The organism is Pseudomonas sp. S2_C03, assembly GCF_054668405.1.
Genome location: NZ_CP162766.1, coordinates 1,032,734 through 1,050,988, shown reverse-complemented (window position 1 = coordinate 1,050,988; position 18,255 = coordinate 1,032,734). Strand labels below are relative to the sequence as shown.

Genomic DNA, 18,255 nt, shown 5'->3' with positions numbered 1-18,255 from the left:
TCGCTCGCGATGGTAGTCCAGACACCGCGGGCAATCAGACAGCCAGCGTTATCGTTGACGACCATCGCGACGGTTCGACATGCTCGCTCCTACAGGGTCCTCTGCTAGATTCATGGCATCCGGATTTATTTTGACGGTTGAGCACATTGTCATTGCCCGAACCTATTTTCGACTACGAAGCCCACCTCGCCGCCTGTGCCCGGGGCGAGCGCCAGGCCCTGCGGGCCTTGTATGTGCAGGAAAGCCCGCGTTTGCTCGGCGTGGCCCGCAGGCTGGTGCACGACACGGCGCTGGCCGAGGACATCGTGCATGATGCGTTCCTGAAGATCTGGGCCGGCGCCGCGCGTTTCGACCCGTCGCGCGGGACAGCAAGAGGCTGGATGTTCAGCGTGACGCGACATCTGGCGCTCAATTTCATCCGCGACAACCCGCGTGAAATCCAGGGCGATATCGACACGCACCCCAGCGTTGAAATAGTCGATGCCGAAGTCCACTCATCGCGCATTCATCTGTGCCTGGAACAGCTGGAACCGGCACGGCGCACATGCATCCTGCACGCCTACGTCGACGGTTATTCCCATGCGCAGATTTCACACAAGCTCGGCACACCGCTGGGCACCGTCAAAGCCTGGATCAAACGCAGCCTGATGGCCTTGCGGGAGTGCATGGGATGACCACCCGACCTGTGGATGAAACCCCCGAGGAACTTGACGAGCTCGCCAGTGAATACGTACTGGGTACACTTTCGGCAGAGCAGCGCACCGAGGTCCGGCGACGCCTGCGCGACGAAACCCGATTGCGCACGGCGGTCGATGGTTGGGAGCGTCGTTTGCTGGGCCTGACTGATCTTGCCGAACCCGAAACACCATCGCCCCATCTGTGGCACCGCATCGAACGCAGCCTCAACGCGTCGAACGTGAAACCGGTCGCGTCCCCAGCGTCCTCCTGGTGGGATCGGCTGGCGCTATGGCGAGGTCTCGCGGGGGCCGGGCTGGCAGCAACACTCGTACTCGGCGCGTTGCTGCTGACGCAAACCACGGTCAAACCGACCTATCTGGTGGTGTTGGTCGCGCCGCAGGACAACGCCCCCGGCTGGGTGATCCAGGCCAGCAATCCCAGGGAGATCCAGCTGATTCCGTTGGGGGTTGCGCAGGTTCCAGAGGACAAGGCGCTGGAGTTCTGGACCAAGGGCGAGGGTTGGCAAGGGCCAGTGTCCCTGGGCCTGGTGAAACCGGGGCAAACCCTGTCGGTGCCGCTGGACAAACTGCCGCCGCTGGAGGCAAACCAGTTGTTCGAGCTAACCCTGGAAAACCGCACGGGCTCGCCGATTGGCAAACCGACAGGGCCGATCCAGGCCATTGGGCGTGCGGTGAAGGTGATTTGACCCACCCGTATCCCACCGCGTAATCATTTGCCCGCTTGTTTCATGCATCGCTGATACCGCTCATCAACCCGCTTGGCGAACCACGCCGTGGTGAGTTTGCGGGTGATTTTCGGGCTTTGCAGTACGATGCCCGGCAACACCGCCCGGGGTAACTGACGACCGTCGGCCTTTTCCGCCAGGTCGAACACCCGCTGATACAGCTCCGTCTCTTCAAAATCCAGGCTCTTGCCCTTCTCCAGTTGATCCCTGATGACCGGGTTGCGCATACCCAGGCGTTTACCCAGGCTTCGTGCGGCCAGTTCGGTGCTGCCGGGCATGATCGAGCCGTAGCGCACCAGGTCGCCATCCAGCGCCAGGGGGATGCCCGAAGCGCGACTCAACGCATTCTGAAAGGCCGCGTTGCGGCTCGCGTACCAGCCGGCGTTGAAATCGGCAAAGCGGTACAGCGGCTGGGTGTAGTTCACCGGATAACCGAGCAAGTGGGCGATGCCAAAGTACATGCCGCCGCGACGGCTGAACACTTCACGGCGAATGGTGCCGTCCACCGGGTACGGATAATTGCGGGCCTGCTGTTCGGCAAACTCGATGCTGACCTGCATCGGCCCGCCGGTGTGCACCGGGTTGAAGCTGCCGAACAGCGTGCGCCCCATGGGCACCATGCCAATGAAATCATCGAAAATCGCACTCAACTCTTTTTCGCTGCGCGCGCTACTCAATCGGTCGCTGTAGCTTTTGCCGTTGCTGGAGCGCACTTGCAACGCAGCACTCACCAAAAGGCCAGGCACGTGGGCCTTGGCGGCGCGACGGTCGATCTCGTCCCGGGCGATCTTGCCCAGGCCCGGCACGGGCGGGTCCACCTGGAAGGTGGATTCCTGCTCGGTGACCGCGAGCACCGAACACAGGTTTTGCGTTGAGGTCTCGATGCCCTGGGCGGCGAACGCGGCGTAGATGTCCGTGGCCCAACCCTGGCGATCCACGGTTTTGGCCGGCAGCAGGCGCACGATCTCTGCCCTGACTTCGGCAGGCGGCCGGGGCGCCGTCTGCTGGGGACGCTGCGTGCCGCAACCGGCCAGCACCAGCAGCGCGATGCTACTCAGGATCACTCGATAGACTTGCATGCGGCTCCATCCAATGCGTTGAACCTTGCTCACCATACGATCAATGGCATGGCGCAAGCTATGACTGCAAGTGGTGACCGGCGTTCACGGCCCGGGAAAAACAGCCCACCGTGCGCTTTAATGGAGACAGGGGCGTGAAAACGAGGGACCCAGGTATGAACCGCTGCGACGTGCTGGTCGTCGGCGCCGGCCCCACCGGGCTGGTGCTCGCGCTGTGGCTCAGCAAGTTGAAGATTCGCGTAAGGATCATTGACAGGACTTTCACCCCTGGCACCACATCGCGGGCACTGGCCGTGCAGGCGCGAACGCTGGAGCTGTACCGGCAACTGGACCTGAGCCACGCGGTGATCAAAGGCGGCCATCGCGTGGCGGCGGCCAACTTCTGGGTCAGGGGCGAACCGGTCACACGCCTGCCGTTGAGTACGGTGGGTGAAGGACTGACGCCCTATGCCTTCCTCGAGATTTTCCCCCAGGACGAGCACGAGAAGCTGCTGATCGAGCGCCTGGAGACGTTCGGTGTGCACGTCGAGCGCAATACCTCGCTTGAGCATTTCGAGGAAACCGGCGACACCCTGACCGCCCGCCTGCGCCTGGCCGACGGTCAGGAGGAAATCTGCCAGGCATGCTATCTCGCCGGTTGTGACGGCGCCCGTTCGATTGTGCGCAAGACCCTGGACACCGGGTTTCCCGGGGGTACTTACCAACAGATCTTCTACGTGGCCGATGTGCAGGCCAAAGGACCGGCCCTCAATGGCGAGTTGCACCTGGACCTGGATGAAGCGGACTTTCTCGCGGTGTTCCCCTTGGCCGGCGAAGGTCGCGCGCGGCTGATCGGCACAGTACGCGATGACCGCGCCGAACACGCCGACACCCTGCAGTTCGAGGACGTCAGCAGCCGGGCCATCGAACATTTGAAAGTGCAGATCGAACGGGTCAACTGGTTTTCCACCTATCGCGTTCACCATCGCGTGGCTGAGCACTTTCGTCGCGGCCGCGCCTTTCTGCTCGGCGACGCTGCCCATGTACACAGTCCGGCGGGCGGCCAGGGCATGAACACCGGGATTGGCGATGCCATTAACCTGGCGTGGAAACTGGCTGCCGTCCTCAATGGCAGCGCCACGCCAGCGCTGCTCGACACCTACGAAACCGAGCGCATCGCGTTCGCACGCAAACTGGTCGCCACCACCGACCGGGTGTTCAGCTTCGTCACCGCCGAAGGGCGTATGGCCGATCTGCTGCGCACGCGCCTGGCGCCGTTTCTGCTGCCCAAAGCGGCCTCTTTCGCTGCCTCCCGCGAGTTCCTGTTTCGGACCGTGTCACAGATCACCGTGAATTATCGCGGCATGCCCTTGAGCACCGGCATCGCCGGACAGGTGCACGGCGGCGACCGGTTGCCCTGGGCGCATGACGGTGAAGGAGATAACTATGAAGCGCTGAAGTGTCTGAACTGGCAGGTGCATGTGTATGGCGACACCAGCGACGAAATGATCGCCTGGTGCAACGAACACCATGTGCCCTTGCACGTGTTCGATTGGCGGCCGGCGTTTGATGCGGCGGGGCTTGGGCGCAATGGCTTTTACCTGCTGCGCCCGGACACCTATGTGGCGATTGCCGAGACCTGTTCGGACCCGAAAGTCATCGAACGATACTTTCGGCAGCACGGGATCCGCCCCTATTTTGCAGATCACTGACACCCTGCATTCCCCGCTCCCACAGGGAGGAATGCGTGTGTGTTTCAGATCCCCGCCAACGCCAGGTCCATCGCGAAGTAAGTGAAGATCAGGTCCGCCCCTGCCCGCTTGATCGCGCCAAGGCTTTCGCGCACCACGCGATCTTCGTCGATGGCCCCGGCCTGGGCGCCGAACTTGATCATCGCGTACTCGCCGCTGACCTGATACGCCGACAGCGGCAGATTCGACGCCTCGCGGATGTCGCGGATGATGTCCAGGTAGGCGCCGGCCGGTTTGACCATCAGTGCGTCGGCGCCTTCCTGCTCGTCCAGCAGCGATTCACGCAGAGCTTCGCGGCGGTTCATCGGGTTCATCTGGTAGCTTTTGCGGTCACCCTTGAGGGCGCTGCCACCGGCTTCACGAAACGGGCCGTAGAGCGCCGAGGCGAATTTGGTCGAGTAAGCCATGATCGCGGTCTGGGTAAAACCGGCGGCGTCCAGGGCCCGGCGGATCGCCTGCACTTGGCCGTCCATGGCGGCCGACGGGGCAATCACATCCGCCCCCGCACGCGCGGCGGCCACGGCTTGTTTGCCGAGGTTGACCAGGGTCTGGTCGTTGTCCACCTCATGGTTATGCATCACGCCGCAATGCCCGTGATCGGTGTATTCACAAAAGCAGGTGTCGGACATGACGATCATCTCCGGCACCGCGTCCTTGGCAATGCGCGACATGCGCGACACCAGTCCGTTCTCGCTCCAGGTGTCGCTGCCGTTGCTGTCCAGATGATGGGATACGCCGAAGGTCATCACCGACTTGATCCCGGCCCGGGCATAACGCTCGATCTCGCCGGCCAGTTTTGATTCCGGAATGCGCATCACACCGGGCATGCTCTTGATTGGCACGAAGTCGTCGATCTCTTCTTCAACGAAAATCGGCAACACCAGGTCATTGAGGCTGAACGCGGTTTCCTGGAACAGGCTGCGCAGGCTCGCATTGCGACGCAGACGGCGTGGACGTGCTTCGGGGAACTGGCTGGACATGAACCTTCCTGAGGACAAGACGAAAGTCGTAGGGGGCAAAAGCTTATGCCTGTGGCACCCGGTGGTACAAACCCGTCAGGAGGAAAAACCGTTACTGCTTTGGCAATAATCCACGTTAGCCATGGTATGGAATGGCTCTTTGTGGGAGCGGGCTTGCTCGCGATGACTGTGGCACATCGAACATCCATGTTGCCTGGCACACCGCAATCGCGGGCAAGCCCGCTCCCACAGGCAATTGCAGTGATCTCGGGGGCGGTCAGGAAACCGGTTTAGGGATCTCCAGCCCGCGTACCACCGCTGGCCGTGCCAGGAAGCGCTCGAGCACCCGGGTCACGTTGGGGAAGTTGTGAATGCCCACCAGCTCGCCGGCTTCATAAAACCCGAGCAGATTGCGCACCCACGGGAAGATGGCGATGTCGGCGATGGTGTAGCGCTCACCCATGATCCAGTCGCGCCCTTGCAGACGGGTGTCGAGGACTTTGAGCAGGCGTTTGCTTTCTTCGACGTAGCGGTCACGTGGACGCTTGTCTTCGTAGTCCTTGCCGGCAAACTTGTTGAAGAAACCGAGCTGGCCGAACATCGGGCCAATGCCCCCCATCTGGAACATCAGCCACTGGATCGTTTCGTAACGCGCGGCGGCATCCTGGGGCAGCAGTTGCCCGCTTTTGTCGGCGAGGTAGATGAGGATCGCCCCGGACTCGAACAGCGCCAGCGGTTTTTCGCCCGGGCCGTGGGGGTCGAGGATCGCAGGGATCTTGTTATTGGGGCTCAGCGAAAGAAACTCGGGAGAAAACTGATCGTTGCTCTCGAAACCCACGCGATGCGGCTCGTAAGGCAAGCCGATCTCCTCGAGCATGATCGACACCTTGACGCCATTGGGGGTTGGCAGCGAGTAGAGCTGAATCCACTCAGGGTATTGGGCCGGCCACTTGCGGGTGATGGGGAACGCAGACAGATCAGTCATCACGGGGATCCACGAAAAGATTGAGAGGGACGATCATAGTGGCAACCGCGCCATTTGACGCATCAATAATGCTGATAGGCAAGATCAGCACAATGCAGGTTTCATCAGCCCCTGCCCCGAGTACCGTGTCCACAATTTCGCAACATCCTGTCGATAACCTCTGCAGCAAGACGTTTGAGGTTGTCGGTACATTGCTGCGCACGCAACCGGCATCGAACCAAATGAGCGTCAGTGGACTCTGAGTCTTACCTTTTTTTGGAAACGGACCAGTTGCACGACATGGAAACCACCTGACGCCGGGAGCGCGGGTGCAAAGGTTTGTCAGCCTTAACCGAATGCGCTGAAGAATCACTCATTCCATGATGAACCCGATCAAATACCTGCAATGCCTCAAGCCTCGTGCCTGGCTCTTGCTACCCTCCCTGCTGGCAGTCAGTGGGCTGTTCCTGTCGCTGGAATCCAGCGAAAGCCGCGCTCAACCGAAGAACGGCACCCAGACGCTGGTGTTCCTGCGCCACGCCGAAAAACCCGAGGGTGGCCTCGGCCAGCTCAACTGCCAGGGCCTGAACCGGGCCATCGACCTGGCGACGCTGCTGCCCGAAAAATTCGGCAAGGCCAATTACGTATTTGCCGCGAACCCGACGCGCAATGTCGAGGAAGGCGAACTGGACAATTCCTACAGCTACATCCGTCCCCTGATGACCATCAGCCCCAGCGCAATCAAGCTCGGCCTGCCGGTGAACATCGATTATTCCGCCAACGACACCAATGACCTGGCCAACGAACTGCTGAGCAACAAGTACCACAACTCGGTGATCTACACGGCCTGGTCCCATGGTTACCTGCCCGAACTGATCAACAAGGTCGCGGGCAAGGCCGTGGGCAAAAAGCAGAACATCACCGATGACTGGGAATCCGGCGACTTCGACTCGCTGTATGTGCTGACCCTGACCTGGCATAACGGTAAAGCCAGCTTGCAGAGTCATAGCTACAAACAGGGGTTGGATAATGGACAGCGAACTTGTCCGACTTGAGGTATCGGGTGCGGATCGGGCCCCATCGCTGGCGAGCCCTTTCCTGCAAGGGACATGATTGATCAGGGCACCAGGATGACCTTGTCACTGCTGCCCTGATTGACCTCGGCATAGCGCGCGAGCCCTTCGGCCAACGGCGCTTCCACCAACCCCTGGGGCAGCGGCAACAGTCCCTCATCGAAGAACGTGCCGAACTGATCGAGCATCGCCGCACAGGCCTGCACGCCGTAGAGCAACGAGTTGATACCCACCACGGAACCGCCCTTGCGGTACAGCGCCAGCGCCGGCATTTGCACCATGCCATCCACCGGTGCGGCGATGATGGCGATTCGGCCGAAGGTAGCCAATGCCGGGACGGAAGCCGGCAGCCAGAAGCCGGTGGTGTCGAAGATCACCTCGGCGCCGCCGCTGAACACCTCATTAACCTGGGCGCCGAGCGCCTCTGGCTGTGCAAGTTGCAGCGTTTGATAACCTTGTTCCTGCAAGGCCTTGACCTGCTCCGGTCGGCGCGCCGCGGCCAGCAGTTTCGCGCCACGCACTTTCGCCAGGGCCAGCGCCGCTGTGGCAACCGCTCCGCCACCGATCACCAGCAACCGGGTGTCCGCCTTTACCAGGCTGCGCTCCAGAGCATCCCAGGCGGTGGTGTAAGGCACGCCGAGGCTGGCGGCCTGGGCGAAACTCAGGTGCGAGGGTTTGAGCGCAACGCCGTTGGCCGGCAGTTTGACGAATTGCGCATGGGCGCCGTCAGCGAAAAAGCCCAGTTCACGGCCGGTGCCCCATACTTCCTGACCGACCAACGCCTGCGGGCCCTGCACCACGATGCCGGCAAAATCACGGCCGGGAATGCGCGGCAGCGTTGTGTAAGGGAAACGCCCCAGTACGTTCTTCACATCACTGGGGTTGAGGCCCGCAGCCTTGATCTGTACCAGCACTTCATCGGCGCCGCAAACAGGCGTGGGGACTTCGGCCAGGCGCAGGGCCGAGAGGTCACCGGTTTTATCGAACTGCAATGCTTTCATGAACGTGTCCATTAAACAGGAGGAAGGAAATTCAGGAGATCCAGCCAGCGACCAGTTGCCGGCCCATCGGCCACAACTTTTCGCCGGCCAGCATGCCCAGCAGGCCGATCAACGCGATGGCTGGCGGCGCGGGGGAACGAAAATCCAGCGCGCCATAGATCAGGCCGACGCCCAGGCCGATGGCCAGCGAAACGAGGTAACTCATGACAGACTCCGCAGGATGTGAGGTATGCGCAGAGTCTAGGGAGAAGCGGCGAATGGCATCGGACAGGTGCTTCTGAATTTCGGACAAAACCACCCCGGACACACCGCCCCCTGTAGGAGCGAGCTTGCTCGCGATGGTGGCTCAGTCACCGCGGGGTGTCAGGTTGACAGCGTCATCGTTGACGCCCATCGCGAGCGTGCTCGCTCCTACAGGGTTGAGGCGTGGGGATTGAGGGCAAACTGCGAAGGCGCCATCCCCAATTCGCGGCGGAACATGTCGCTGAAGCTGCTCGGCGAATAACCCAGCTCCCGGGCAATGCGGCTGACAGCCACGCCCTGGATCAGCTCGGCCGCCGCCATCGCCAATTGCACCTGACGCCGCCATTCGGCGAAGCCCATGCCCAGGCCCTCCTTGAACAGTCGCGCCAGGGTGCGCACGCTCGCCCCGGCATTCTCGGCGTGTTGCTCGAAAGGGATGTCCAGCGATGGCGCGGCCATGACGGCCTGGCACAGATTCATCAGGCGTCGGTCGGAATCGTCCGGCAAAGGCACCTTCAATTGCGAGCGCCGGGCTCGTTGCAGCTCCAGCAGCGCGAGGCCCACCAACGCCTCGTAATACTCCGGTGGCCCGTCCTCGCCTTGCGCCACGAGGCCGACGATCAACTCGCGCAGCAACCCACCCACTTCGATCACCTGCACCGTAGCGTCCAGCGTCGCCGCCAATGACGGGCGCAGGTAGATATTGCGCATCTGCAAATCCGACACCACGCGGATCCCGTGGGGCACGCCCGGCGGCAACCACACCGCCCGCTGCGGCGGCACCACCAGGGCTTCATGCGGCGTCTCGACCCACATCACCCCGCTCATCGCATACAACAACTGGCCCCAGGCATGCTCGTGCGGCTCGATGAACAGTCCACGCGGGTAAGTACGCGCCAGCTGTTGCACGGGCACATCGGTATCACTCAGGTCAGGCGGTGCGGCAAGGGCCATGATCAGCAATCACTGGAGGGTTGGCGGACAGCGCATGGTAACCAGCCGCCGGCCCGCTCGCCACCGATGACGGCCGTCTGACAATCCGACTGAATTTTCCGCAACAGCGGCGATCCCTCTATTACCACAGGGAGGAATACGGGCTTTATGAACAACGCAAAACTTTTCGTCATTGAATACACCCTTCATGGGGCCCCCAAGTCATTCATCATCCGCCAGGAAAAGATGGATAACGCCGAGGCCTGGCATTGGGCGAGCTGCGACGCCGGCGTGGGTCGAATCCCGCGTTTTGGCCGGGAAAAAGTGCAAAAGACCAGTAAACCGATGGCGGAAAAATTCGGCGTGGAGAACGTCACATGGCGCCCGGCAAGTTGATCGGATTCATTGGGGAGATTGGCAGATGAACACTACGCAATCCACCAGCACGGCGCATATCGACTACGGCCTGGACACGCTGTTCGGCCGTATCACCAAAAGCGCGGAATGCCAGGTCGGCCTGGAGCAGATCGAGGATGACCCGAGCCGTTTTGCCCTGCGCGTGCACGCCCCACTGCCGGAGGATCTGGACCAGGCGAAAACCCTATTGGTGGTCGTGCAGGGACGGCGGCTCAATGGCGTCATCCGCTGTACCCAGCGCTTCGATGATCAAAGCCTGAAACTGGAAGTGGAGCCCGAATAGGCTCCACTCTTTTCAAACACTCGCCTATCCGCCATGGGCGCACTTGCAGCCCTTGCTTGAGCACGCTTCACCGTGTTCGTGGTGCTTGGCGCACGCGTCGCAACAGTAGTGCTTGCCGTGACGGGCAATCGGATGCTCTCCCAGCTTGCAGTTGCATTTTGGGCAGTCGCAGGTACTTTCGCTATCGATCATGAGTCTGACTCCAGTGGTGTGGTCGTCCGGTCTCGCGAGTACGATCCGTCTTCCTAATGTAGGAGTCGTCTCCCCCAGCGGAGTTCAAGCGCCTCGCGTGCTGCTGCGATACATGAACACCAGCGCCAGGGCGAGCAACACCATCGCCAGGATCCGGCTGCCGGACAACTCGATCGCCGGGTTGCCCAGCCATCCGAAGTTATCGATCAACATGCCCATGCCCAGTTGCCCGACGATCACGGCAACCGTTGCCACGGCTGTACCAACCCTGGGCACCGCGCCCACCATGACCATCATGTAGATCACGCCGAACAGCGCGCCGCAGAGTTGCCATTTCGGCACATTCAGCAGACTCACGGCATGGGCAGGTTCGAAAAACAGGATCAACAATCCTGTAACCACCGCGCCCACCACGAAGGTCAGCAGGCTGCTGCGCAATACGCCGACCGTCTCGCCCAGGCGCCCATTGATGGCTGCCTGCACGCTCAACACCGCACCGGCGGCCACCACCACTCCCAACAGCACAATCAGATTCATCTTCAACCCCGAGCGATCAGAACGAGTGCAGCGACAATCAACAGCAAGGCCAGCCAGCGCTCGCCATTGACCTTCTTGCGGGTGGTGCCGAACCAGCCGAAATGGTCGATCAGCACGCTTTTGCCGACCTGCCCGGAGAGGATCGCGATCATGGTCATGGCGATGCCGATATGCGGCGTGGCCAGGGTGAGAACCACCACATACATCGGCCCGAGAAAGCCACCGATCAATTGCCAGCGTGGCAGTTCGCTGAGCGCCGGGCCTCGTTGTGGACCACTGAACAGCAAAAGCAGGAACAGAACCGCCGAGCCGACGCCAAAGATGCTCAAGGTCGCCCACAGATGCCCCACCTGCCCGCCCAACGGCCCGAGCAACCCGGCTTCAACGGACAGGCCCATGCCGGCGAGGATGACCAGGGGGAGCAGTAACAGGCGCAAGCCGGGTTGGAGTGCCGGCGTGGCGACTTCGCCGGTTTGTTCGATGGATTGCATTTACAAGGTACCTTCACAAATAAGCGGCAGATCCCCTGTAGGAGCGAGCTTGCTCGCGATGGCACAGTGTCAGTCGACATTATTGTCAACTGATACACCGCCATCGCGAGCAAGCTCGCTCCTACAGGTCATCATTGAGTAGTGAATTATCCAGTGGCCAAGCTGTGCAATAAACGGGATCATCCTGACAACACTTTTGCGTATTACGCACAGCAAGGTCCACTATGCACGGCCTCAATGAACTCGGCTTCAAGGCACTCCGGCTATTTGTCGCGGTGCTGGACCATGGCAGTTTTTCCGAAGTCGCCCGTCGAGAGGGCTTGGCTCCGTCGTCGATTTCCCGGCAGATCCAGTTGATGGAACAGGCCCTGAACCAGCAATTGCTCTACCGTCACACCCGCGCGGTCACCCCTACCGAAGCCGGGCGCCTGCTCGGGCACCACGCGCGGCTGGTGCTGGTGCAATTGGAGGAAGCCGAGCAAGCGTTGCACGAACAGCGCAGCGAGCCCACTGGGCTGGTCCGTATCAACGCTCCGGTGGTGTTCGGACAACGGCACCTGACACCCTGGCTCGGGCAGTTGTGCGAGCGGTATCCGAAGCTGCAACTGGACATCCAGCAGACCGACAGCTACGTCGACCCGTTGCAGGAAGGCGCCGATCTGTTGTTTCGCATTGGCCCGTTGCACGACTCGAGCATGCAGGCACGCATCATCGCGCCCCACCGCTTCCAGGTTGCCGCCAGCCCCGCCTACCTCGCACGCCACGGCACGCCGCAGCGCCCTGCCGACCTGGCGGCGCACCAATGCCTGGCCTACAAGGGCGTGGCCGGCCAACAGCGCTGGTTTTTCCGCCAGGGCCACGAGGATTGGACGCCGTATCCGGTGAGAGGGCCAATCACCGGCAACCACGCTGACACGCTCACCCAGGCCGCCATACAAGGCCTGGGGCTGGTGATGTTTCCGTCATGGCTGATTGGCGAAGCGGTGCGAGACGGCACGTTGGTGCCGGTCCTTGTGGACTATCAGGTATCCAACAGCCTCCAACCGCAGCAGATCGCGGTGCTTTGGCCGGGAAGCCGACGGCTGTCGGTGAAGGTGCGCACGGTCATCGACTTTTTTGTCGAGTGTTTTGGCGAAGTGCCGTATTGGGACAGGGTTTAGCTGAAACCCACTGCTCCCACAGTGTGAGTGTCTCTACTCAGTGATTGCAGCCATCAAATCCTGAACTGCCCCACCAGACTACCCAACCGCTGCCCCAGGTCCGCCAGGCTACGGGAGGTTTGGGCGCCGAGCTGGGTTTCGCCGGCCACGTTGTCCACGGCTTCGGCGATCTGATGCACGCTGCGGTTGATCTCTTCGGCCACCGCTGTCTGCTCTTCGGCGGCGCTGGCGATCTGCGCGTTCATCGAGTTAATGGTGGCGATCAATTGCGCCATGGTGTCCAGCGACGCCCCCGCCTCGTTGGCTTGCGCGGAGGTGCCGTCGCCAGCCTCGCTGGAGCGACGCATCGCTTCCACCGCTGACTGGGTGCCGGCCTGCAAGCGGTCGATCATGCCCTGGATTTCCTGGGTGCTGATCTGCGTACGACTGGCCAGCGCCCGCACTTCATCGGCCACCACTGCAAAACCACGCCCTGCCTCACCGGCCCGGGCCGCTTCGATGGCGGCGTTGAGCGCCAGCAAATTGGTCTGCTCGGCAATCGAACGAATCACCCCCAGCACGCTGACAATCGACGCCACGTCTTTCTGCAAGCTGTCGAGGGACACGCCGCTGCTGCGGATATCGTCGACCAGTGCGTGGATTTTTTCGATGCTGCCGGCCACCACCCGCTTGGCGGTCTGGCCCTCTTCGTCGGTCTGCTGGGCAGCCACGGCGGCGTTCTGCGCACTCTTGGCCACTTCCTGGGCCGCGGCAGACATTTCATTGATGGCGGTGGCGACCTGATCGGTCTCGTGACGCTGACGCTCCATCGCCTGATCCGAGCGATGGGCCTGGTCCGATACCTGGTGCACCAGCCCGGTCAATTGCGAGGTCATTTCGGTGATCTGGCGCACCAGGCCGTGGATCTTGTCGACAAACCGGTTGAACGAACCGGCCAGTTCACCCAGCTCATCCTGGCTGGAGATAGTGAGGCGGCGGGTCAGGTCGCCCTCGCCCGCCGCGATGTCATCGAGATTGGCTTTCATCAGGTGCAGCGGACGCAGGATGGTGTTGGCCAGCACCATGCCGGCAGCGGCGATCACCAGCAGCACGACGGCGGCGATACCGGCGATGCTCAGCAATACGCCTTCCATGCGCTCCTTGACCTTGGCTTCGACAACAGCCACCTGCGCCTCGATGCCATCGAGGTTGACCGAGGTGCCGACCGCCATGTCCCACTTGGCCAGGTATTCGGTGTAGCCGAGTTTCGGCACCAGCACTTGGGTGTTGCTGGGCAAAGGCGAGCTGTATTGCAGGTAGTGGGTGCCGTCCTTGGCGACTTGAACCAGGTCGCGGTTGACGTAGACGCCGTTCGGGTCGCGGTTGTCCTTGAAGCTCTTGCCCACGCCGTCGGGGCTGTTGGCCTTGAACAGACGCACGGTGTTGGAGTCGTAGCCGAAGAAGTAGCCTTCCTTGTCGTAGCTGATGTTCGATAGCAACTTGATCACTTGCGCGCGCGCCGCGTCATCGCCAGGTGCGGCGGCGTCGTAAAGCGGCTTGATCGCGGTCATCGCCACGGCCACGTAGCTTTTGAGCGTGTCCTTGGCGTTAGTGAGCAGGCGCTCGCGGGTCTCTTCGACTTCCTTGCGCGCCTGTTCCTGCAGCACGAAAAACGTGGTCAGACTGATCACCAGCGCGAAGATCAGCACCGGGAGAACGGCGAGGGACAGGACTTTGGCCTTCAGGCTCATGCGCATGACGGTTCACTCTTTTGATTTTATTAACGTGGTCAAAGGCTATAACGGCACGTCAAGGCAAAAGTTGAGACAGGTCACTACAGTGAAACGTATGAAGGCCCTGTGGGAGCGGGCTTGCTCGCGATGGCGGAGTGTCAGTCGACACTTTCATCGACTGATGCATTGCAATCGCGAGCAAGCTCGCTCCTACAGAGGGGGGCATGGCAAAATCTAAAGCACCATCGCCGCCACCCAGCCGAACGCCAGCAGCGGCAGGTTGTAGTGCAGGAAGGTGGGCACCACGGTGTCCCAGATGTGGTGGTGCTGGCCATCGATGTTCAGGCCGGACGTCGGGCCCAGTGTCGAGTCCGAGGCCGGTGAACCGGCATCGCCCAGGGCACCTGCGGTGCCGACGATGCAGACGATGGCGATCGGGCTGAAGCCCAATTGCACGCACAGCGGCACGAAAATCGCCGCGAGGATCGGCACCGTGGAAAACGACGAGCCGATGCCCATGGTCACCAGCAGGCCCACCAGCAACATCAGCAGCGCGCCGATGCCCTGACTGTGACCGATCCACGCCGCCGACGCCTCGACCAGCGTCTGCACCTCGCCGGTGGCCTTCATCACTTCGGCAAACCCCGAGGCGGCGATCATGATGAAGCCGATCATCGCCATCATCTTCATCCCTTCGGTGAAGAGGTCGTCGGTGTCGCGCCACTTGACGATGCCCGATACCGAGAAGATCAAAAAGCCCACCAGTGCGCCGATGATCATCGAATCCAGCAGCAACTGAATGATGAACGCCGCTGCAATGGCCACGCCGGCCACCATCAGGCTCAGCGGGTTGTACTGCACCGCCACCTGCTCGACTTGTTCGATCTTCGCCAGGTCGTAGATACGTTTCTTGCGATAGCTGATGAACGCCACGGCCAGCCCCACCAACATACCCAGCGCCGGAATGCCCATGGCATGGGTCACGTTGATGCCGCTGATGTCGACGCCGCTGCGCGCCACGTTGGCCAGCAGGATCTCATTGAGGAAGATGTTGCCGAAACCCACCGGCAGGAACATGTAGGGCGTGATCAGGCCGAACGTCATGACGCAGGCGATCAGACGACGGTCAAGCTGCAGCTTGGTTAGCACATATAACAGGGGTGGCACCAGCAACGGAATAAAGGCGATATGTATCGGCAGAATATTCTGTGAAGCGATGGCCACGACCCACAGCAAACCGATCAACAACCACTTGACCTGTCGGCCACCCGTAGCGTGCTGCCGGTCGACCATGGCCAGCGCCTTGTCCGCCAGTGCATGGGCCAGGCCGGACTTGGCAATCGCCACCGCGAACGCGCCGAGCAACGCGTAGGACAATGCCACCGTGGCTCCGCCGCCCAGTCCGTTGTTGAACGCCTTGAGCGTGGCGTCGATGCCCAGGCCACCGCTCAGGCCACCCACCAACGCACCGACAATCAGCGCGATCACAACGTGCACGCGGGACAGGCTGAGTATCAGCATGACGCCGACCGCGGCAATTACAGCATTAATCATCATTACCTCAGGGCAAGCGAAAACGGTCCGGCCGGCAGTCTGCACAGGCCGCCAGCGGATTCGGGAATGGGTTTTATTAGAGGGCGGGCACTGTGCCGCAGCACCGCCACCTTGTCAAAGTGAACGCGACCACCTGAGCGGCAGCCCCCCGGGAAATTTGTTTCGCGGTATTGACGTTCGACATAAAGAAAGCGCATTCGCCGCCGTTAACCTGCGAAGACGCAGATTTTTATCGAACAAGGACATCTCCATGCTGCTCCGACACCTTTCCATTCAGTGGAAGATCACCCTCCTCGCCGGCCTGTGCCTGGCGAGCATCGTGACTTTGCTGGTCGGCCTTTCGCTGTATCGCATGGAGCACAGTTCAGCGCTGGTGAAAGCGTCGAGCATGGAAATGCTGACCGAATCGGCCCAGGCGCGCATCGAATCCCAGGGTGAAATCCAGGCGCTGCGCATTCGCCGGCAATTCATGGATGCTTATCAATATGGCCACGGTTTCTCGCGTCAGGTGCTGTTCCTGCGCGATCAAGCGGAAAAACGCTTTCTCGATGCCTTCGACCTGCGAGAGGACCTGACCCGTCAGGTCAAGTCGGCGCTGCAAGCCAACCCGGAGCTGCTGGGCCTCTCGCTGGTGTTTGAACCCAATGCCCTGGACGGCAAGGACGAGCTGTTCGCCGAGCAGGCAGAGCTGGGCAGTAACGACAAAGGCCGTTTCGCGCTGTACTGGTCGCAACCGACGCCCGGCAAGCTGACCTCGATGGCTCTACCGGAAAGCGACATCGCCGACACCCGCACCGGCCCCAGCGGCGAACCCGCCAACACCTGGTTCACCTGCCCTCGCACGTCGCTCAAGCCCTGTGTGATCGAACCCTACTTCTATGTGATCGACGGCCAGAGCGTGCTGATGACCAGCATTGTGTTCCCGCTGATGGTCAACGGAAAAGTCATCGCTTCGCTGTCCGTGGACCTCAACCTTAACAGCCTGCAGGCGGTCAGCCAGGACGTCAGTAAAAACCTGTACGACGGCCAGACCAGCGTCAGTATCATCAGCCCCGCCGGTTTGCTCGCCGGGTACAGCGCGGACGCCAGCAAACTCAGCCAGCGCCTGGACGCCGTGGACAAAAGCACCGGCGCCGAACTGACCCGCCTGCTGACGGGCAGCAGCAAAACCGCGAGCCTGCACCGCTCCGATCAGTTGAAAGTGCTGTCGCCGTTCCAGCCTATCCCGGATGGAAAGCCATGGGGCGTGCTGCTCGACGTGCCGGAAAAGGTCCTGGTCGGCCCTGCCGAGGCGCTGAAAAAGCAACTCGACGAAACCAACACCACCGGCAGCTTGATCGAACTGGGTCTGGGTATCCTGGCGGCGCTGATCGGCCTGCTCCTGGTGTGGCTGATGGCGCGCAGCGTGACCCGTCCGATCCTGGGCGTGGCACGCATGCTCGAAGACATCGCCAGCGGCGAAGGCGACCTCACCCGCCGGCTGGCCTACGACAAGCAGGACGAACTCGGCCAGTTGGCCGGCTGGTTCAACCGCTTCCTCGACAAACTGCAACCGGTGATCGCCGAGGTCAAACGCTCGGTGCAGGACGCGCGCAGCACTGCCGACCAATCCTCCGCCATCGCCACGCAAACCAGTGCCGGCATGGAGCAGCAGTACCGCCAGGTCGATCAGGTGGCCACGGCCTCCCACGAAATGAGCGCCACCGCCCAGGACGTCGCCCGCAGCGCGGCGCAAGCGGCACAGGCCGCCCGGGACGCGGATCAGGCAACCCGCCGTGGCTTGACGGTGATCGATCAGACCACCAGCAGCATTGATCATCTGGCCGCCGACATGAGCGCTGCCATGGTCCAGGTCGAAGGCCTGGCGGCCAATAGCGGCAAGATCGGTTCGGTGCTGGAAGTGATCCGCGCCATCGCCGAACAGACCAACCTGCTCGCCCTCAACGCCGCCATCGAAGCCGCCCGCGCCGGAGAGGCCGGACGTGGTTTTGCCGTGGTCGCCGACGAAGTGCGCAACCTCGCGCAGCGCACCCAGGAATCGGTGGAAGAGACGCGCCTGGTGATCGAGCAGTTGCAGAGCGGCACCCAGGAAGTGGTGGGCTCGATGAGCAACAGCCATCGCCAGGCCCAGGACAGCGTCGGGCAAGTCAGCCAGGCCGTCACAGCGTTGCGCCAGATTGGCGACGCGGTGACAGTGATCAGCGATATGAACCTGCAGATCGCCAGCGCCGCCGAAGAGCAAAGCGCGGTGGCGGAAGAGATCACCAGTAACGTGGCGACGATTCGCGACGTGACCGAATCGCTGTCGGGGCAAGCCAATGAATCGGCGCGGGTCAGCCAGGCGCTCAATAGCCTGGCGAATCAGCAGCAGGGGTTGATGGATCAGTTCAGGGTTTAGGACTGGACACTGATCACTGTAGGAGCGAGCTTGCTCGCGATGAGGGTGTGTCTGTCACATCGATGTCGCGTGACACAACCTCATCGCGAGCAAGCTCGCTCCTACA

Annotated in this window: 19 protein-coding genes and 1 pseudogene; 9 read left to right on the top strand and 11 right to left on the bottom strand. The window is 61.7% G+C overall.

Annotated elements, in window-relative coordinates:
• Positions 1-146: 146 nt before the first annotated feature.
• Positions 147-674: a sigma-70 family RNA polymerase sigma factor gene (locus tag AB4N64_RS04690; protein ID WP_460126602.1), complete on the top strand. Its 528-nt coding sequence runs from the start codon at positions 147-149 to the stop codon at positions 672-674.
• Entirely contained in the window at positions 671-1,384 is a 714-nt protein-coding gene (locus AB4N64_RS04685) for an anti-sigma factor (protein ID WP_460122399.1), read from the top strand. Before AB4N64_RS04690 ends, AB4N64_RS04685 begins: the two co-directional genes overlap by 4 nt.
• A 23-nt stretch (positions 1,385-1,407) precedes the next feature.
• On the opposite strand, the gene AB4N64_RS04680 is transcribed toward AB4N64_RS04685, so the two are convergent.
• On the bottom strand, positions 1,408-2,502 hold the full coding sequence (locus AB4N64_RS04680; RefSeq protein ID WP_460122397.1) for a DUF1615 domain-containing protein: 1,095 nt from the start codon (positions 2,500-2,502) through the stop codon (positions 1,408-1,410).
• Between the two features lie 155 nt (positions 2,503-2,657).
• Between AB4N64_RS04680 and AB4N64_RS04675 the strand changes: the two genes are divergently transcribed.
• Complete coding sequence (locus AB4N64_RS04675; RefSeq protein ID WP_460122395.1) at positions 2,658-4,193, top strand: FAD-dependent monooxygenase; 1,536 nt, start codon at positions 2,658-2,660, stop codon at positions 4,191-4,193.
• 44 nt (positions 4,194-4,237) lie between these two features.
• Here the strand turns inward: AB4N64_RS04675 and hemB are convergent, their stop codons facing one another.
• Both hemB and AB4N64_RS04665 read right to left on the bottom strand, forming a co-directional pair.
• Positions 4,238-5,212: a porphobilinogen synthase gene (gene hemB, locus AB4N64_RS04670; RefSeq protein ID WP_460122393.1), complete on the bottom strand. Its 975-nt coding sequence runs from the start codon at positions 5,210-5,212 to the stop codon at positions 4,238-4,240.
• A gap of 256 nt (positions 5,213-5,468) precedes the next feature.
• Positions 5,469-6,176 (bottom strand): glutathione binding-like protein, encoded by a 708-nt coding sequence (locus tag AB4N64_RS04665; protein WP_460122392.1) that lies wholly within the window; start codon positions 6,174-6,176, stop codon positions 5,469-5,471.
• A 359-nt stretch (positions 6,177-6,535) separates the two neighbouring features.
• On the opposite strand from AB4N64_RS04665, the gene AB4N64_RS04660 reads away from it, so the two are divergent.
• Positions 6,536-7,210 (top strand): histidine phosphatase family protein, encoded by a 675-nt coding sequence (locus AB4N64_RS04660; RefSeq protein WP_460122390.1) that lies wholly within the window; start codon positions 6,536-6,538, stop codon positions 7,208-7,210.
• A gap of 62 nt (positions 7,211-7,272) precedes the next feature.
• On the opposite strand, the gene AB4N64_RS04655 is transcribed toward AB4N64_RS04660, so the two are convergent.
• The 3 genes from AB4N64_RS04655 to AB4N64_RS04645 form a co-directional block, all read right to left on the bottom strand.
• Entirely contained in the window at positions 7,273-8,229 is a 957-nt protein-coding gene (locus AB4N64_RS04655; protein ID WP_460122388.1) for a quinone oxidoreductase family protein, read from the bottom strand.
• A 31-nt stretch (positions 8,230-8,260) separates the two neighbouring features.
• Positions 8,261-8,434: a DUF1427 family protein gene (locus tag AB4N64_RS04650; protein WP_460122387.1), complete on the bottom strand. Its 174-nt coding sequence runs from the start codon at positions 8,432-8,434 to the stop codon at positions 8,261-8,263.
• Between the two features lie 206 nt (positions 8,435-8,640).
• Positions 8,641-9,426: an AraC family transcriptional regulator gene (locus AB4N64_RS04645; protein ID WP_460122385.1), complete on the bottom strand. Its 786-nt coding sequence runs from the start codon at positions 9,424-9,426 to the stop codon at positions 8,641-8,643.
• Between the two features lie 147 nt (positions 9,427-9,573).
• Between AB4N64_RS04645 and AB4N64_RS04640 the strand changes: the two genes are divergently transcribed.
• Together AB4N64_RS04640 and AB4N64_RS04635 are read left to right on the top strand one after the other, a co-directional pair.
• The gene (locus AB4N64_RS04640) at positions 9,574-9,801 is read left to right on the top strand and encodes a DUF6555 family protein (RefSeq protein ID WP_460122383.1); all 228 of its coding nucleotides are present in this window, start codon (positions 9,574-9,576) and stop codon (positions 9,799-9,801) included.
• A 25-nt stretch (positions 9,802-9,826) separates the two neighbouring features.
• Positions 9,827-10,105, top strand: a complete 279-nt coding sequence (locus AB4N64_RS04635; protein WP_460122381.1) for a hypothetical protein — start codon at positions 9,827-9,829, stop codon at positions 10,103-10,105.
• Positions 10,106-10,129: 24 nt separating this feature from the next.
• Here the strand turns inward: AB4N64_RS04635 and AB4N64_RS04630 are convergent, their stop codons facing one another.
• The 3 genes from AB4N64_RS04630 to AB4N64_RS04620 all read right to left on the bottom strand — a co-directional run bounded on the left by AB4N64_RS04630 (position 10,130) and on the right by AB4N64_RS04620 (position 11,325).
• Positions 10,130-10,297, bottom strand: coding sequence for a metallothionein (locus tag AB4N64_RS04630; protein WP_460122379.1), 168 nt, complete (start codon positions 10,295-10,297; stop codon positions 10,130-10,132).
• Positions 10,298-10,381: 84 nt separating this feature from the next.
• A complete protein-coding gene (locus tag AB4N64_RS04625) occupies positions 10,382-10,834 on the bottom strand; it encodes a DMT family transporter (protein ID WP_460122377.1) in 453 nt (150 codons plus the stop codon).
• 2 nt (positions 10,835-10,836) lie between these two features.
• Positions 10,837-11,325: a DMT family transporter gene (locus AB4N64_RS04620; RefSeq protein WP_460122375.1), complete on the bottom strand. Its 489-nt coding sequence runs from the start codon at positions 11,323-11,325 to the stop codon at positions 10,837-10,839.
• 224 nt (positions 11,326-11,549) lie between these two features.
• On the opposite strand from AB4N64_RS04620, the gene AB4N64_RS04615 reads away from it, so the two are divergent.
• Positions 11,550-12,485, top strand: a complete 936-nt coding sequence (locus AB4N64_RS04615; protein WP_460122373.1) for a LysR family transcriptional regulator — start codon at positions 11,550-11,552, stop codon at positions 12,483-12,485.
• A 53-nt stretch (positions 12,486-12,538) separates the two neighbouring features.
• Here AB4N64_RS04615 and AB4N64_RS04610 read toward each other — a convergent pair whose 3' ends face one another.
• A complete protein-coding gene (locus AB4N64_RS04610) occupies positions 12,539-14,221 on the bottom strand; it encodes a methyl-accepting chemotaxis protein (protein WP_460122371.1) in 1,683 nt (560 codons plus the stop codon).
• Positions 14,222-14,431: 210 nt separating this feature from the next.
• On the bottom strand, positions 14,432-15,748 hold the full coding sequence (locus AB4N64_RS04605) for a Na+/H+ antiporter family protein (RefSeq protein ID WP_460126599.1): 1,317 nt from the start codon (positions 15,746-15,748) through the stop codon (positions 14,432-14,434).
• On the opposite strand from AB4N64_RS04605, the pseudogene AB4N64_RS04600 reads away from it, so the two are divergent.
• Both AB4N64_RS04600 and AB4N64_RS04595 read left to right on the top strand, forming a co-directional pair.
• Positions 15,630-17,291, top strand: a pseudogene (locus tag AB4N64_RS04600) (methyl-accepting chemotaxis protein); the annotation flags it as partial. The gene AB4N64_RS04605 and the pseudogene AB4N64_RS04600 sit on opposite strands and share 119 nt — an antisense overlap.
• Before the next feature lie 102 nt (positions 17,292-17,393).
• Positions 17,394-18,149: a methyl-accepting chemotaxis protein gene (locus tag AB4N64_RS04595; protein WP_460126597.1), complete on the top strand. Its 756-nt coding sequence runs from the start codon at positions 17,394-17,396 to the stop codon at positions 18,147-18,149.
• The last annotated feature ends 106 nt before the right edge of the window (positions 18,150-18,255 follow it).

What these genes read in the sequence shown, in the direction of transcription:
- AB4N64_RS04685 (WP_460122399.1), top strand. Translation starts at nt 671, where the DNA reads ATGACCACCCGACCTGTGGATGAAACCCCCGAGGAACTTGACGAGCTC.
- AB4N64_RS04680 (WP_460122397.1), bottom strand. Translation starts at nt 2,502, where the DNA reads ATGCAAGTCTATCGAGTGATCCTGAGTAGCATCGCGCTGCTGGTGCTG.
- AB4N64_RS04675 (WP_460122395.1), top strand. Translation starts at nt 2,658, where the DNA reads ATGAACCGCTGCGACGTGCTGGTCGTCGGCGCCGGCCCCACCGGGCTG.
- hemB (WP_460122393.1), bottom strand. Translation starts at nt 5,212, where the DNA reads ATGTCCAGCCAGTTCCCCGAAGCACGTCCACGCCGTCTGCGTCGCAAT.
- AB4N64_RS04665 (WP_460122392.1), bottom strand. Translation starts at nt 6,176, where the DNA reads ATGACTGATCTGTCTGCGTTCCCCATCACCCGCAAGTGGCCGGCCCAA.
- AB4N64_RS04660 (WP_460122390.1), top strand. Translation starts at nt 6,536, where the DNA reads ATGATGAACCCGATCAAATACCTGCAATGCCTCAAGCCTCGTGCCTGG.
- AB4N64_RS04655 (WP_460122388.1), bottom strand. Translation starts at nt 8,229, where the DNA reads ATGAAAGCATTGCAGTTCGATAAAACCGGTGACCTCTCGGCCCTGCGC.
- AB4N64_RS04650 (WP_460122387.1), bottom strand. Translation starts at nt 8,434, where the DNA reads ATGAGTTACCTCGTTTCGCTGGCCATCGGCCTGGGCGTCGGCCTGATC.
- AB4N64_RS04645 (WP_460122385.1), bottom strand. Translation starts at nt 9,426, where the DNA reads ATGGCCCTTGCCGCACCGCCTGACCTGAGTGATACCGATGTGCCCGTG.
- AB4N64_RS04640 (WP_460122383.1), top strand. Translation starts at nt 9,574, where the DNA reads ATGAACAACGCAAAACTTTTCGTCATTGAATACACCCTTCATGGGGCC.
- AB4N64_RS04635 (WP_460122381.1), top strand. Translation starts at nt 9,827, where the DNA reads ATGAACACTACGCAATCCACCAGCACGGCGCATATCGACTACGGCCTG.
- AB4N64_RS04630 (WP_460122379.1), bottom strand. Translation starts at nt 10,297, where the DNA reads ATGATCGATAGCGAAAGTACCTGCGACTGCCCAAAATGCAACTGCAAG.
- AB4N64_RS04625 (WP_460122377.1), bottom strand. Translation starts at nt 10,834, where the DNA reads ATGAATCTGATTGTGCTGTTGGGAGTGGTGGTGGCCGCCGGTGCGGTG.
- AB4N64_RS04620 (WP_460122375.1), bottom strand. Translation starts at nt 11,325, where the DNA reads ATGCAATCCATCGAACAAACCGGCGAAGTCGCCACGCCGGCACTCCAA.
- AB4N64_RS04615 (WP_460122373.1), top strand. Translation starts at nt 11,550, where the DNA reads ATGCACGGCCTCAATGAACTCGGCTTCAAGGCACTCCGGCTATTTGTC.
- AB4N64_RS04610 (WP_460122371.1), bottom strand. Translation starts at nt 14,221, where the DNA reads ATGCGCATGAGCCTGAAGGCCAAAGTCCTGTCCCTCGCCGTTCTCCCG.
- AB4N64_RS04595 (WP_460126597.1), top strand. Translation starts at nt 17,394, where the DNA reads ATGGAGCAGCAGTACCGCCAGGTCGATCAGGTGGCCACGGCCTCCCAC.